Consider the following 14,227-nt stretch of genomic DNA (forward strand, 5'->3'; position numbering starts at 1 on the left):
CATTGCCGGCATGCACAAGAAGGATCCAATGAAACTGGAATCGTACTGGCTGGATACCCGCCCCGCGTTTCGTGCCGGAAGCGTTGGTCCCGTCGAAGGGCGGGCCGACGTCGTCGTGATCGGCGGCGGTTTCACCGGCTTGTCGGCGGCGCTCGCGCTCGCGCAGCGCGGCGTGTCGGTGGTCGTGCTCGAAGCCGCGCAGGTGGCCGGCGAGGCGTCCGGCCGCAACGGCGGCCAGTGCAATACGGGCGTCGCGCAGGACTACGCGTCGCTGGCCGCGCGCATTGGCGCCACGCAGGCGAAGCAGTTTTATCTCGCGTACGAAAGCGCGGTGAAGAGCGTCGAGACCATCGTGACCGAACAGGCGATCGATTGCGATTTCCGGCGCGCGGGCAAGCTGAAGCTCGCCGCGAAGCCGCAGCACTTCGCCGGGCTCGAAAAGACCTTCGATGCGTTGCGCCGCGACGTCGATCCCGACATCGAGCTGATCGAGCCGTCGCGGATCCGCGATGAAATCGCATCCGACGGTTTCTACGGCGGGCTCCTGCAGCGCAACGGCGCGCAGATGCACATGGGCAAGTTCGGCGTCGGCCTCGCGCAAGCGGCCGTGCGTGCCGGCGCACGCGTGTACGAGCAGGCGGCCGTCACGCAGCTCGACCGGCTCGACGGCGAGCGTCACTCGATCACCAGCACCCGCGGCACGATCGTCGCCGATCGCGTGCTGGTCGCGACCGGCGCATCGCAGCACGGCCCGTTCGCGTGGTTCCGGCGGCGCATCGCGCCGGTCGGCAGCTTCATCGTCGTCACCGAGCCGCTGGCCGACGCGCAACTGAACCGGCTGTTCCCGCATCGCCGCGCGTACGTGACGTCGCGCCAGATCGGCAACTACTTCCGCGTGACGCCCGACAATCGGCTGCTGTTCGGCGGCCGCGCGCGTTTCGCGATGTCGAGCCCGCGCTCGGATACGAAAAGCGGCGACGTCCTGCGCGCCGGCATGGCCGGCTACTTCCCGGAACTGGCCGACGTGCGGCTCGACTACTGCTGGGGCGGCCTCGTCGACATCACCGCCGACCGGCTGCCGCGCGCGGGCCAGCACGACGGGCTCTATTACTCGATGGGCTACAGCGGCCACGGCGTGCAGATGTCGGTGCACATGGGCCGCGTGATGGCCGACGTGCTGTATGGCGCAGCCGCGTCGAACCCGTGGCGCGAGCTCGAATGGCCGGCGATACCGGGCCATTTCGGGCACGCGTGGTTCCTGCCGCTCGTCGGCGCGTATTACCGGATGCAGGATTTCCTGCACTGAAGCGAGCGCCCGGGAGGATACGACATGACAGTGCAACTCGTTGGCTCGTCTCGTGTCGCGCGGCCCGTCTCGCCGGCGATCGGCGACGTGCTGCGCGCGATCGATGCATCGTTCGCGCAGCCGCTGAACCTCGACACGCTCGCGGCGGTGGCCGGATTGAGCGTGTCGCGTTTCACCGCGCGCTTTCGCAGCGAAACCGGCTTGTCGCCGCACCGGTATCTGTGCCTGGTGCGGGTACGCCGTGCGCAGGACCTGTTGCGCGCCGGTCTGGCGCCGTCGGTCGTCGCGACCGACGTCGGTTTCTTCGATCAGAGCCATCTGTGCCGGCATTTCCGGCGGGTGCTCGGGATCACGCCGCGCGATTACGTGGTCGCGCGGGCAGGCGGTGCGACGGCGCGCACGTCTTCGACGCGCAGGCATGCAGAGCGCCGCGAAGCGTCGTGTCACGCGGCGTAGGCGCACACACGCACGGTTCGCATGCCGGGGAGGTCCGGCGGCAGAGCCGGCGAACGACGATTTCCGATATCGCGCGGCGGCGTTCAACCGCACCGCCGCGCGCCGCACAGGAGCAGATATGACCGCAGTTTTCGTGTTGCACCGCGCCGATGGCGCGCCTTCGTCAACCGTATTTCGCCAGCAGGCGTTCGGCGCGAACGATCCTTTCGCGCAAGCCCGGGAGATCGCGTGGGAAGGTCCCGACGCGATGGCCGCCGGACGTGTCGCGTTCGCCGGCGAACTCGACGTGGCGAGCTTTCCGCACATTGAAACCATCGCGATCATCGAGGGCGAGCTGACGCTCGAAGCGGCCGGCGCCGTGCCGCTGGTGCTGGGCCCGGGAGACGGGGCCGTGATCGGCGGCGGCACGGCGCTGCGCGTGACCGCGGCATCGCGCGTGCTGTTCACGTTCTGCGCCGCCGCGTGCGCGGCACCGACCCGGCGCGGCGTGTTCGCGCTGCGAGCCGATGCCGACTTCAAGCCGTCGGCCACGCTGCCGGCGGAGGTGCTGCTCGGCCCGGCGCCGCAGTGCCGCAGCGACAACGTGTTCGTCGACGACGGCGCCGCGTACTGCGCGGGCACGTGGGATTCGACGCCCTATCACCGGATCGTCCGGCCGCATCGCGTGAACGAATTCATGTTCCTGCTGGACGGCGACGTACGGTTCGCCGCGCCGGACGGCAGCGTGCTGTCGCTCGGCGCCGGCGATGCGCTGTTCGTGCCGCAAGGCACGCCGATCGGGTGGGAAAGCAGCGAACGCGTGGCGAAGTTCTACGTCGTGCAGACCGTCAACGCATCCACCGAGCGAGCCTGAGCATGACTCCTCCGCTACGCCATATCGAAACCCCGGCCACGCTGCCGGCTTCGGCCGATGTCGTCGTGATCGGCGGCGGCATCATCGGCGTCTTCACCGCCTACTATCTGGCCCGGCGCGGCGTATCGGTCGCGCTCGTCGAGAAGGGGCGCATCGGCGCCGAGCAGTCGAGCCGCAACTGGGGCTGGTGCCGGCAGCAGAACCGCGATGCGCGCGAGTTGCCGATGGCAAGCAAGAGCATCGACCTGTGGGAACGATTCGCGATTGAATCGGGCGAGGACACGGGCTTTCATCGCTGCGGCCTGTTGTACCTGAGCAATGACGAGGCCGAGCTGGCCCGCTGGGCCAGCTGGGGCGAGTTCGCGAAGACGGCGGGCGTGGCGACGTACATGCTCGACGGCAAGCAGGCCACCGAGCGCGGGCACGCGACCGGGCGGCCGTGGAAAGGCGGCGTGTTTTCGCCGACCGACGGCACGGCCGACCCGGAAAAGGCCGCGCCGGCCGTCGCCGCCGCGCTGATGAAGCTCGGCGGCAGTGTCCACCAGTACTGCGCGGCGCGCGGCATCGAACGCGAGGGCGGACGCGTGAGCGCCGTCGTCACGGAGTCCGGCGTGATCAAGACCAAGACCGTCGTGCTCGCGGGCGGCGCCTGGGCGTCGTCGTTCTGCCGCCAGCTCGGCATCCGCTTTCCGCAGGCGTCGATCCGTCAGTCGATCCTGAGCGTGTCGCCGGTCGAGCATCCGCTGCCGGATGCGATGTACACGTCCGGCGTGTCCGTGACGCGCCGCAGCGACGGACGCTACGCGCTGGCGATCAGCGGCCGCGCTCGGGTGGACCTGACGCCGCAGTTCCTGCGATTCGCGCCGCAATTCGTGCCGATGTTCGCGAAGCGCTGGCGCAATCTGCTGCCGGGCGGGCTCGAAGGGCTGCGCGGCGGTCATGAAACGCTGAAGCGCTGGCGCCTCGATGCACCGACGCCGATGGAGGCGGTCCGCATCCTGGATCCGAAGCCGGACATGTCGACGGTCCACGAAACCTACCGCCGCGCCGTCGAACTGATGCCCGAACTTCGCGACGCGAAGATCACGCACGCGTGGGCCGGGTTCGTCGACAGCACGCCGGACGGCGTGCCGGGCATCGGCGAAGTGCCGGGCGTGCCGGGGCTGATCCTCGCGGCGGGCTTTTCCGGCCACGGCTTCGGGATCGGGCCGGGCGCCGGGCACCTGATCGCGGATCTTGCGACGGGCGCGCCGCCGCTGGTCGATCCGGTGCCGTACCAGCCGGCCCGGTTCAGCGATTCCGCATGGGGCAAGGTCGCCGATTTCTGATGCAAGGCCGCGACGCTCGCACGCGAGCGGCCGGACCGGCGCGGCGAACCTTCGCCGGCCTGACCGTCCGGCGCGGCCACCTGGGAGTGACGGATGCGTTTCGGTTCCTACTGGCTCGATACGTCGGAGCCATTCGCGAGCAACTCGCCGGCGTTGCGCGACGGCAGTTGCGACGTGCTGGTGGTGGGCGGCGGGATCACCGGCTCGGCGGCCGCACTGGCGCTGGCCAGGAAAGGGGCGCGCGTGATCGTCTGCGAGGCGGGCACCGTCGGGCAGGCGGCATCGGGACGCAACGGCGGTATGTGCAACAACGGCTTCGCGCAGGATTACGCGGCGCTGTCGCAGCGCATCGGCACGGAACTGGCCAATCGGCTCTATCGCGCGTTCGACGCAGGCGTCGACACGGTCGAGCGGCTGGTCAGGGAGGAGTCGATCGATTGCGATTTCGTGCGCCGCGGCAAGCTCAAGCTCGCGGCGAAACCTGAGCATTACGACAAGCTCGCGCGAAGTCAGGCACTGCTCGCGGCGAGCGTGGATCCCGACACGCGCATGGTGACGAAAGCCGAGCTGCGTGACGAGATCGGCTCGGACCGTTATCACGGCGGCCTGCTGTTCGGCAAGAGTGCCGGGATGCACGTCGGCCGTTACGTGCGCGGCCTGGCACGCGCCGCGCAAGCGCGCGGCGCGCACGTCCTCGAGCATGCGCCGGTGCTCGGGCTGAAGCGGCAAGCGGGCGGCGCTTACGCGGCACGTACGCCGCTCGGCGAGATCCGTGCGCGCCAGGTGCTGCTCGCGAGCGGCATTTCGCAGGTCGGCCCGTTCGGCTGGATTCGCCGCAGGATCGTGCCGGTCGGTGCGTTCATCATCGTCACCGAGCCGTTGCCGGACGACCTGCTCGACCGGCTGTTGCCGACGCGCCGGATGGTCACCGACACGAAGAACTTCGTCAACTTCTTTCGCGTCACGCCCGACAACCGGATGCTGTTCGGCGGTCGCGCGCGGTTCGCCGCGTCGAACCCGCGTTCGGACGAAAAGAGCGGGGCGATCCTGCGGCGGCAGCTGGCCGCCGTGTTTCCCGAACTGGCCGGCGTACGCATCGACTACTGTTGGGGCGGGATGGTCGACATGACCGCCAACCGACTACCGCGCGCGGGCGAGCGCGACGGCGTGTACTACGCGATGGGCTATAGCGGCCACGGCACGCACATGGCCACGCTGATGGGCACGCTGATGGCGGAGATCATGGACGGGCGCGCGGATCTCAACCCCTGGAAAGACTTCGACTGGCCGGCCATTCCCGGGCACTTCGGCAAACCCTGGTTCCTGCCGTTCGTCGGTGCCTGGTATCGACTCAAGGACACGCTGCAATGAATTCTCCTGTTGTTCACCTGATGCAAAACGGAAGGCTCGATCGCCTCTTCATCGACGGCGACTGGGTCGTGCCCGACGGCGGCGACCGGTTCGTGGTCGTCAGCCCGTCCACCGAAGACGGACTGTGCGAGATCCCGCTCGGCAACGCGCGCGACGCCGACCGGGCCGTCAGCGCCGCGCGCAGAGCCTTCGAACCGTGGGCGGCCACGTCGCCGCAGGCGCGCGCCGCGCTGCTCGATCGCGTGCATGCGTTGATGCTGGAGCGCGCGGAGCTGTTCGCCGCGGCGCTGGCCACGGAAATGGGCGCGCCGATCAGCTATGCGCGCGCCGCGCACGTGCCGCTCGCGGCCGAGCATATCCGCGTCGCGCGCGACAATCTCGCGCGTTATCCGTTCGTCTCGCGGCGGGGAACGACCGCGATCGTGCGCGAGCCGATCGGCGTGTGCGCGCTGATCACGCCGTGGAACTGGCCGATCTACCAGATCACGGCGAAGGTCGGCCCGGCGCTCGCGGCCGGCTGTACGGTCGTGCTGAAACCCAGCGAGCTGTCGCCGCTCAGCGCGCTGCTGTTCGCGGAAGTGATCGCCGATGCGGGCGTGCCCGCGGGCGTATTCAACCTGGTGAGCGGCGACGGCGCGGTGGTGGGCGCCGCGCTGTCTTCGCACCCGGAAGTCGACATGGTGTCGATCACCGGCTCGACGCGTGCCGGCGTGCTGGTGGCGCAGGCGGCGGCGCCGACCGTCAAGCGCGTCGCGCAGGAGCTGGGCGGCAAGTCGCCGAACATCGTCTTGCCGGATGCGGACCTGCAGCGGGCCATTGCGCCCGGCGTGGCCGCCGCGTTCCGGAACATGGGTCAGTCGTGCAGCGCGCCGACCCGCATGATCGTGCCGCGCAACCTGCTCGGCACGGTCGAGGCGCTGGCTCTCGCGGCCGCGCAGAAACTGGTGGTCGGCGATCCGTTCGCGGAGACGACGACGCACGGCCCGCTTGCCAATCGCGCGCAATTCGGCCGGGTCGCGCAGATGATCGACGCGGGCCTCGACGAACGGGCGAAGCTGATCGCCGGCGGTCCCGGCCGGCCGGAAGGGTTCGACAAGGGCTTTTATGCGCGGCCGACGATTTTCTCCGACGTCCGCACCGACATGACGATCGCGCAGCAGGAGATCTTCGGTCCGGTGCTCGCGATTCTTCCCTACGATACCGTGGACGAGGCGATCGCCATTGCGAACGACACGGTCTACGGGCTGGGCGCGCATGTGCAGGGCACCGACAAGGCGCAGGCGCGCGCGGTGGCCGCGCGCATCCGGGCCGGCCAGGTACACCTGAACTACCCGGCGTGGGATCCGCAGGCGCCGTTCGGCGGATACAAGCAGTCGGGCAACGGCCGCGAGTACGGGATCGAAGGGATGGAGGAATATATGGAAATCAAGTCGATCCTCGGATTCGACGACTGAAGCTGTCGCCGCACGCGATGCGGCGGCGGTCCCGATTTGAACCGGTTTGCCTGGCAGAGGTGCCGACTTGGAAAACATCGTCATCCCCGACACGTCGCTGGACCTGCATCACGCGCACTGGGCGACATTGCGCCGCGATCTGCATGCGCACCCCGAACTGCGATTCGAGGAACACCGGACGGCCGACGTCGTCGCCCGCGAGCTCGAGGCGCTCGGCTACGCGGTGTCGCGCGGGCTCGGCGGCACGGGCGTCGTCGCGAGCCTGCCCGGCGCGGACCCGCGCCGCGGCATCGTGCTGCGCGCGGATCTGGATGCATTGCCGATTCACGAAGCGAACGACTTCGCGCATGCGTCGTGCACGCACGGAATCATGCATGCGTGCGGGCACGACGGCCATACCGTCATGCTGCTCGGCGCCGCGCGCATCCTGAAGGACTTGCCGCAGCTGCCGGGCGCCGTGCATTTCGTGTTTCAGCCCGGGGAAGAGGGCGGTGCGGGCGCGCGCAAGATGATCGACGACGGGCTGTTCGATCGCTACCCGACGGAAGCCGTATTCGGCATGCACAACTGGCCCGGCCTGCCGGCCGGGCATTTCGGGATGCGCACCGGCCCGATCATGGCCGCGGGTTCCCGTTTCCGGATCACGGTCACCGGCAAGGGCGCGCACGCGGCTCAACCGCACCTGGGCATCGATCCGGTGCCGCTCGCGTGCGCGATGGTGCTGCAGTGCCAGACCATCGCCGCGCGGCACAAGGATCCGGTCGATCCGGCCGTCATTTCCGTCTGCATGTTCCAGGCGGGCACGACGGACAACGTCATTCCGGACAGCGCGGAGCTGCGCGGGACGATTCGCACGCTGTCGTCCGAATTGCAGCAACGGCTGCAGCGCGACGTCCGGCTCGTATGCGAAGGGCTGGCCGCCGCGCATGGCGCGCAGGTCGATGTCGAGTTCTTCCAGTACTATCCGGCGACCGTCAACACGCCGGCCGAGACGGCGCTGTGCGAAACGGTCGTTCGCGACACGTTCGGCGATGACCGCCTGTTGCGCGACGTGCCGCCGAACATGACGTCCGAAGACTTCGGCTTCATGCTGGAAGAGCGGCCCGGCGCTTACGTGCTGATCGGCAATGCGCCGGCCGGAACGGATGCCCCGTCGCTGCATCACCCGAAATACGACTTCAACGACGACATCATTCCGGCGGGCGTCCGCTATTGGGTCGCGCTGGCGCAGCATTATTTCAGGCGCTCGCCGTGACGGCAGGCGCGGGGTCGAGGCAGTCGACAGCCCGATCACGTTGAAGGGGTATTCGCCAACCGGGCATTGACGCCCGGTTGGCGCGCGGCGGGCGCTCGAATCGCCGCCGCCGCACGCGCTGAGTGCCGCCGCCGTCGCGGGCAAGGCGGCAAGCCGGCCGAGCACGCTCGGACTTGGTCGGCAAAGTGCGTCGACGTGGTCGCACCGTGGTCAGTCATCCTATAACAAGACGGGGCACTACGAAAGAAGGCGATTGGCCGTCAGGAAATCGCCCCGCCCCTGTTCGATCCGAATCCCGCCCCGTTTCCGGAAAACGTTTCGCCAAAAACGCGCAAAAACAGAGGAAACGATTCCCCGATTCACGCCAAAAACCCTTGATGGTAACGGTCATAGGGGTATGCACCAAGTGAGTTAAACGGTTAACCGACGTACATTCGCTCGACACGTCATACGACGTATGACTCTGCGGTTCAGCGGAGCGTCTCGCCGACGCATGTGCCTGCCGACGGATCGCCGCACAACAACGATCGACCATCAAGGAGACTCACCATGAAGCACCGATTCACCGGCTCCCGTACCGTCCTGGCCGTCGCATTGATGGCCGGCTTCGCGATGTCCGCGCAGGCGCGCGTGTTCCGCTCGGCGGACGTGCACGGCGACAACTTCCCGACCAACATGGCCGTGAAGTTCATGGGCGACGAACTGTCGAAGGCGACGGGTGGGAAGGATTCGATCAAGGTGTTCGGCAACAGCGCGCTGGGCTCGGAGAAGGACACGGTCGACCAGGTGCGGATCGGCGCGATCGACATGGCGCGGGTGAACGGCGCGTCGTTCAACGAGATCGTGCCGGAATCGCTGATCCCGTCGTTTCCGTTCCTGTTCCGCGATGTCGACCATTTCCGCAAGGCGATGTACGGCCCGGCCGGCCAGAAGATCCTCGATGCGTTCAGCGCGAAGGGGATGATCGCGCTGACGTTCTACGAGAGCGGCGCGCGCTCGATCTACGCGAAGCGCCCGGTGCGCACGCCGGCCGACATGAAGGGGCTGAAGGTGCGCGTGCAACCGTCCGACCTGATGGTCGACGAGATCAAGGCGATGGGCGGCACGCCGACGCCGATGCCGTTCGCCGAGGTGTACACGGGCCTGAAGACGGGCCTCGTCGACGCGGCGGAAAACAACCTGCCGTCGTACGAGGAAACCAAGCACTACGAAGTGGCGCCCGATTACTCGGAGACGCAGCACGCGATGACGCCGGAAGTGCTGGTGTTCTCGAAGAAGATCTGGGACACGCTGTCGCCGCAGGAGCAGGCGGCGATCCGGAAGGCGGCGGCCGATTCGGTGCCGTACTACCAGAAGCTGTGGACCGCGCGCGAGGCCTCCGCGCAGCAGATGGTGACGAAGGGCGGCGCGAAGATCCTGCCGGCCGCGCAGATCGACCGCGCGGCGTTCGTGAAGGCGATGCAGCCGCTGTGGACGAAGTATGAAAAGACGCCGCAGATGAAGCAGATCGTCGACGAGATCGAGGCCACCAAGTGACGCGTCGCACTTCCCTGAACGGCGCCGCGGCCGGCGGCTCGTCGGCCTCGGCCCCGGACGGCGCCGGGCCGGCGCGGCCGCATGCCGCGCCACTCCTGCGCTGCGTGAACGACGTGCTGTTCCGCGTGCTGGCCGTGATCGCGTCGGCGTGCCTCGCGGTGCTCACGGTGCTGGTGTTCTACGCGGTCGTGATGCGCTACGTGTTCGAGAACGCGCCGGATTTCGTCGAGCCGATCGCGCTGCTGCTCGTGATCGTGATCGCGATGTTCGGCGCGGCGATGAAGGTGCGCGACGGCGGCCATATCGGCCTCGATTCGCTCGTGCGCCGGCTGTCGCCGAAGGCGCGCAACGTGGTCATCGGGATCCAGCACCTGAGCCTGATGGCGTTCGCGGTGATGATCATGGTCGGCTGCGGCAGCATGGCCGCCGAGACGATGGGCGACCGCATCCCGATCATCGGGCTGCCCGAAGGCGTGCGCTACCTGATCGCGATGCCCGCGGCGGTTGCGATCATCCTCTTCTCGCTCGAGCACCTGCTCGCGCTTCGTCGTTCTTCGTCGGGACAATAACGCCATGGAACTCGCGATCCTGTCCGTCAGTTTTCTGATTTTTCTCGTCCTCGGCGTGCCCGTGTCGTTCGCGCTCGGGATAGCCTGCGTGCTGACCTACATGGTCGAAGGCCTGCCGATCGCGACCGCGATGCAGGCGATGATCTCGGGGATGAACGCGTTCTCGTTCCTCGCGGTGCCGTTCTTCATCTTCTCGGGCGAACTGATGCTGCACGGCGGCATCGCGGACCGGATCCTGCGCTTCGCGCAGGCGACCGTCGGCCATTTCCGCGGCGGCCTCGGGATGGCGAACGTCGTCGCGTGCACGCTGTTCGGCGGCGTGTCGGGCTCGCCGACCGCCGATACGTCCGCGATGGGCGGCGTGGTGATTCCGCTGATGAAGCGCGAAGGCTACAGCGCCGCGTACGCGGTCAACGTGACGACGCACGCGTCGCTCGCCGGCGCGCTGATGCCGACGTCGACCAACATGATCATCTACGCGTTCGCCGCGCAGGGCATCACCGGCATGCTGCACGGCCAGCCGGTGAGCGGCGTGTCGATCGGCGACCTGCTGTTCTCGGGGCTGCTGCCGGTGCTGTGGGTGATGGGCTTCGTGCTCGCCGCCGCGTACTGGCAGGCCGTGCGTCACGGCTACCCGCGCCGCGAGGACGGCTCGTCCGCGCTGCCCGCGTTTCCCGGCTGGTATGCGGTGCTGCGCAGCTTCGTCGGCGCGGTGCCCGGCCTGATGGTGATCGCGATCATCCTCGTGTGCGTCGCGAAGGGCATCGCCACCGCGACCGAAGCGGCCGCGATCGCCGTCGTGTATTCGCTCGTGCTGACCGCGCTCGTCTACCGCACGCTGACGGCCGCGAAGCTGCGCCGCGCGCTGTCACATGCGGCGCGCACGACGGGTGTCGTGCTGCTGCTGATCGCGGTGTCCAACATGCTGCGCTTCCAGATGTCGTACCTGGAGATTCCGGATGCGATCGAAGGGCTGCTGAAGCAGTCGACCGCCGCGCCGTGGCTGATGCTGCTGTACATCAACATCATCCAGGTGTTTCTCGGCACGTTCGTCGACATGGCCGCGCACATCCTGATCACGACGCCGCTGTTCCTGCCGATCGCGATGGCGTGCGGCGTCGGGCCGGTGCAGTTCGGGATCATGCTGCTGCTGAACTGCTCGCTCGGCCTCGTGCATCCGCCGATCGGGTCGGTGCAGTTCGTCGGCTGCGCGATCGGCAACGTGTCGATCGGCGAGACCACGAAGATGGCGTGGCCGTACTACCTCGCGATCTTCAGTGCGATCAACATCGTCACGTACATGCCGTTTTTCTCGACCTGGCTGCCGAGCCTGATCAGCGGGCACGCGGTGTTCTGACGCGCGCGATCGCGCGGCGGCAGCGTGATCACGTCAGCCACGCCGCGCACGTTCACGACCGCCCCCGAATCGGACAGCGTGGCCCGGATGCCGGCAAGCCGGGGATCGGCGTCCGGTTCGGACGCGGTGCCCGGGCCGCGCGGCTGTCGAAACGTCATGCGACATTCTCCGTGGCGCCGCGAACCGGCGTGTCAGTAGCGGACCCGTCCGATCAGGCCCGGCGGGTCGACGGCGTGCCGGACGGCGGCGGCAAGCTGCCGCTGCGCGTACGCGATATTGACCGGCCCGACGCCGCCCCACAGCGGGCTGTGCCGCATCGTGATCGACACCGCGAGCGCGACGGCCGTGACGGCGAGCAGCACGAGCGACAGCGAACGTGCACGCGCATGGTCGACGAACGTGCCGTCGATGAAACCGCCGTCCGGCCACGCGGTACGCATGATGCCGACCACCAGCACGCGGACGGGCGTCGCGGCCAGCCCGAGTTCCTCGCTCCACAGTCGCCCCACAGACGGCTACCTGCCGGCGACACCAGCGCCAGCACCGCGCCGATCACGAAGAACAGGTCGATGCCGATCGCGATGCTGTTGCGTTTCGCGCGACGGATCGGCCAGGCGCCGTGCACGAGCGCGAGCATGCCGCCGATCAGGAACGCGTGCGTCCCGAGCAGGTCCGGCTGTTCGGGGCGGAGCCGGTCGTGGAACAGGAGCACGATCGCGGGCAGGAGGTTGCTTGCGTGCAGCAGGTAGCCGGTTATGGGATTGCTCGATGTCATTGGTGTCTTTCCTTCGTCGAAACAGCGTGGCGACGCGTCGTGCATCGGGATCGTCAGGTCGCTGAAGAACGGCAGTGGGTAGTCGGTGACGTTGCACGCGAGTTCGGCGGCCGTGAGCGACTGCGCGCGACCGTCACGAGCACGAGCGCCTGCAGCGCGATCATCGCCATCCGCGCGAGACGGGTAAGCACACGTACAGCTTGAACGTATTGCGTTCGCGCAGCGACGCGATCGCGGTGGTCGTCGAGTCGAGGCCGATCGCCGTCAACGCCATCACGAAGATGCCGGTCGCGAAGAACGCGCCATGGTCGAACGGGCGGCGCGCGGGCGCCGCATTCTCGAAGCACGCCTGCGCGGCCGGCAGCATCGTGCCGCCGCTCCTCGATGCGATCGTGGCGCCGTGCTTCCGTCCGGACGTCAATTTCGCGGACCCGGTGCCTGCCGCGTCTCGCGCTGCGCTCGCGAGCCTGCCCGCCGACCGGTTGCGGCAGTCGATCGTCCCGCTCGGCCGGCTGATCTTCGGGCGGCCCGACACGCTGCCGGCGCGCCACCCGGTCGCGGTCAGCCTCGCGACGAAGAACTCGGCCAGCACGCCGACGTTGGCCGGCCGCGCCCGGGCGGGCGGCGTGACGAAGGACTGGCCGCCTGTGGGCGGGTGCCGGTTTCGCATTGGCGCGCGTTCGGGTACCGCCGCCGATCGGCCAGCCCGCGCAGGTCGATTACCGTCGTCGTGAACCTGCGCGCGATGCGGCGGATTTCAGGATTGTCATCCGGGCGTCAGCGTCGTGCCGGTCGCGATCACCAGAATGAAAGCGTCAGGCGGCGAATCGCATCCGCGGTTCCGCCGGCGGCGCATCGACGATGCGTCCTCATCGAACCGTTCTGGGGAGTTTCATCATGAATCGCAGATTGATCGCAGCTGCCGCGCTGCTCGCCCTCGCCATCGGCACGCCGGTTGCCGCTTTCGCACAGACGTCGTCATCGGGTCCGACCCGCGCCGACGTGATCGCCGATCTCGTTCAGGCGCAGCGTGACGGCACCGTGCCGACGTCGAACTGGGACTATCCGCCGAGCACGCAGACGATCGCGCGCAATCGCGAACTCTATGCAATTGCGCATGGCGAGCAGAGCACGGCGACCGCGTCGGTGTCCGTACCGGCCGCCAGCGCGCAGTAAGCGGGGAGTCGGGCGATGAAAAGCTTTTCCCGACTGGCGATCGCCGCGCTGCTCGCGGCGGCGGTCGCGCCCGCGTTCGCGCGCGGGCAGCCCCAATTGCCGAATGACGACGGCAGCCGCGCCAGCGTGCTGCGTGAACTGAACCCGACGCGCGCGCCTGATGGGGCGCAATGCCGGTCCGCATCGGCCCCGGACCATCGTGACGGCAACGCGGGTGCGCCCGTCCCGAACGGGAGGACGTGAAGCTGGCCATTCACGGGCGAGTGCAACGAAATACCGGGATTGAAATGCCCGCTGCCGAGGTTTTCCGGAAGCCTGTTCACGGATGTGCCGTCCGGTACGCGATGTCGTCCGTGCCGGATCGATCGGCAAGCGCATGCCGATCGAGCGATCGAAGGATTTGCAGTCGGGCCGGTTCAGGCTTTCACCTTCGGGAACCCGGACCGCTCCGCATCGGCTTGCACACAACCCGACAACGAGCGGCACCGGATCGAAGCCGTGTTGATACACGGGGTGAGCGTTGGCGCACATTCGACGCGTGACGTCAGCCCCGGCGACCCGCTGCTTTCAATCGCGCGCGCATAGCGAATCGGATCGACGGAAATGGCTCGTCGCGCGGCAGCGGCGATGCCGATCGAATCCGGAATTTGTCTAGTCATCCTTGCGATTGATCTGAACGAACTGCACCAAACCCGTGCCCGAATTCTCTTCGATGGGGCACGTGAAAGCCTTGAAATTAGGGGATTTCCCGCGTTTCCCCGGTTTTTTTTGATCATCGCTTGTATCGCCGT

The 14,227-nt window shown here is 68.1% G+C and carries 14 protein-coding genes and 1 pseudogene; 13 read left to right on the forward strand and 2 right to left on the reverse strand.

Features of this window, described 5'->3' with window-relative positions; translation table 11 throughout:
• Positions 1-28: 28 nt before the first annotated feature.
• From WJ12_RS19835 to WJ12_RS19880, 10 genes are all read left to right on the forward strand, one after another.
• Complete coding sequence (locus WJ12_RS19835; protein WP_034192031.1) at positions 29-1,306, forward strand: NAD(P)/FAD-dependent oxidoreductase; 1,278 nt, start codon at positions 29-31, stop codon at positions 1,304-1,306.
• Between the two features lie 24 nt (positions 1,307-1,330).
• Positions 1,331-1,762: a helix-turn-helix domain-containing protein gene (locus tag WJ12_RS19840; RefSeq protein WP_027791940.1), complete on the forward strand. Its 432-nt coding sequence runs from the start codon at positions 1,331-1,333 to the stop codon at positions 1,760-1,762.
• 118 nt (positions 1,763-1,880) lie between these two features.
• Complete coding sequence (locus tag WJ12_RS19845) at positions 1,881-2,615, forward strand: cupin domain-containing protein (RefSeq protein WP_059562494.1); 735 nt, start codon at positions 1,881-1,883, stop codon at positions 2,613-2,615.
• A 2-nt stretch (positions 2,616-2,617) separates the two neighbouring features.
• The gene (locus WJ12_RS19850; RefSeq protein ID WP_027791938.1) at positions 2,618-3,943 is read left to right on the forward strand and encodes an NAD(P)/FAD-dependent oxidoreductase; all 1,326 of its coding nucleotides are present in this window, start codon (positions 2,618-2,620) and stop codon (positions 3,941-3,943) included.
• Between the two features lie 93 nt (positions 3,944-4,036).
• Positions 4,037-5,314, forward strand: coding sequence for an NAD(P)/FAD-dependent oxidoreductase (locus tag WJ12_RS19855; protein ID WP_034191862.1), 1,278 nt, complete (start codon positions 4,037-4,039; stop codon positions 5,312-5,314).
• Positions 5,311-6,768, forward strand: a complete 1,458-nt coding sequence (locus WJ12_RS19860) for an aldehyde dehydrogenase family protein (protein WP_059562497.1) — start codon at positions 5,311-5,313, stop codon at positions 6,766-6,768. The genes WJ12_RS19855 and WJ12_RS19860 overlap by 4 nt, the downstream gene beginning before the upstream one ends.
• Positions 6,769-6,835: 67 nt before the next feature.
• A complete protein-coding gene (locus WJ12_RS19865; protein ID WP_034191860.1) occupies positions 6,836-8,023 on the forward strand; it encodes a M20 aminoacylase family protein in 1,188 nt (395 codons plus the stop codon).
• A gap of 549 nt (positions 8,024-8,572) precedes the next feature.
• Positions 8,573-9,559: a TRAP transporter substrate-binding protein gene (locus tag WJ12_RS19870; protein ID WP_034191859.1), complete on the forward strand. Its 987-nt coding sequence runs from the start codon at positions 8,573-8,575 to the stop codon at positions 9,557-9,559.
• Positions 9,556-10,128 carry a TRAP transporter small permease gene (locus WJ12_RS19875; protein WP_059562500.1) on the forward strand — a complete coding sequence of 191 codons (573 nt, stop codon included), beginning with the start codon at positions 9,556-9,558 and terminating at the stop codon, positions 10,126-10,128. Before WJ12_RS19870 ends, WJ12_RS19875 begins: the two co-directional genes overlap by 4 nt.
• 4 nt (positions 10,129-10,132) lie before the next feature.
• Positions 10,133-11,485 (forward strand): TRAP transporter large permease, encoded by a 1,353-nt coding sequence (locus WJ12_RS19880; RefSeq protein WP_034191857.1) that lies wholly within the window; start codon positions 10,133-10,135, stop codon positions 11,483-11,485.
• On the opposite strand, the gene WJ12_RS35030 is transcribed toward WJ12_RS19880, so the two are convergent.
• Both WJ12_RS35030 and WJ12_RS36635 read right to left on the reverse strand, forming a co-directional pair.
• Positions 11,389-11,643, reverse strand: coding sequence for a hypothetical protein (locus tag WJ12_RS35030; RefSeq protein ID WP_082744792.1), 255 nt, complete (start codon positions 11,641-11,643; stop codon positions 11,389-11,391). The two genes, WJ12_RS19880 and WJ12_RS35030, sit on opposite strands and share 97 nt — an antisense overlap.
• A gap of 33 nt (positions 11,644-11,676) precedes the next feature.
• Complete coding sequence (locus WJ12_RS36635) at positions 11,677-11,994, reverse strand: hypothetical protein (protein ID WP_059562502.1); 318 nt, start codon at positions 11,992-11,994, stop codon at positions 11,677-11,679.
• 619 nt (positions 11,995-12,613) lie between these two features.
• On the opposite strand from WJ12_RS36635, the pseudogene WJ12_RS36835 reads away from it, so the two are divergent.
• From WJ12_RS36835 to WJ12_RS35050, 3 genes and pseudogenes are all read left to right on the forward strand, one after another.
• Positions 12,614-12,805 (forward strand): annotated as a pseudogene (locus WJ12_RS36835) (alpha/beta fold hydrolase); the annotation flags it as partial.
• A 352-nt stretch (positions 12,806-13,157) separates the two neighbouring features.
• The gene (locus tag WJ12_RS19900) at positions 13,158-13,436 is read left to right on the forward strand and encodes a DUF4148 domain-containing protein (RefSeq protein WP_059562508.1); all 279 of its coding nucleotides are present in this window, start codon (positions 13,158-13,160) and stop codon (positions 13,434-13,436) included.
• Positions 13,437-13,451: 15 nt separating this feature from the next.
• Positions 13,452-13,679, forward strand: a complete 228-nt coding sequence (locus WJ12_RS35050; protein ID WP_082744793.1) for a hypothetical protein — start codon at positions 13,452-13,454, stop codon at positions 13,677-13,679.
• The last annotated feature ends 548 nt before the right edge of the window (positions 13,680-14,227 follow it).

Source organism: Burkholderia seminalis, from assembly GCF_001718535.1.
GTDB classification, from domain to species: domain Bacteria; phylum Pseudomonadota; class Gammaproteobacteria; order Burkholderiales; family Burkholderiaceae; genus Burkholderia; species Burkholderia seminalis.